Annotated in this window: 1 protein-coding gene; it reads left to right on the plus strand. The window is 36.6% G+C overall.

Annotated features, from left to right (window positions below; genetic code table 11):
- Positions 1–374: Ig-like domain-containing protein (locus tag OM074_RS21315; RefSeq protein ID WP_301202731.1), on the plus strand; the 374-nt coding region annotated here is incomplete at both ends.

A 374-nucleotide genomic window follows, 5' to 3' on the forward strand; every position in this document is an offset into this window, starting at 1 on the left:
GATGGCACTTATACTTACACTCCAGATAAAGATTTTATTGGAGAAGATAGTTTTGTGTATGAAGTATGTGATTCAGAAGGAGCTTGCGATCAGGCTACTGTAGTTATTACTATCAATGCTATTGCTGATAATAATGCACCGGTTGCCACTGATGATGTTGCAAGTGTAGATGAAAACAGCGTATTAAATGGTAATTCAATTTTATCAAACGATAGTGATGCGGACGGTGACGAGTTAACCATTAATACAACACCAGTCAGCGAACCTTCAAATGGAGAATTGGTTATCAATGCTGATGGCACTTATACTTACACTCCAGATAAAGATTTTATTGGAGAAGATAGTTTTGTGTATGAAGTATGTGATTCAGAAGG

Source organism: Plebeiibacterium marinum, from assembly GCF_026013615.1.
GTDB lineage: Bacteria > Bacteroidota > Bacteroidia > Bacteroidales > Marinilabiliaceae > Saccharicrinis > Saccharicrinis marinus_A.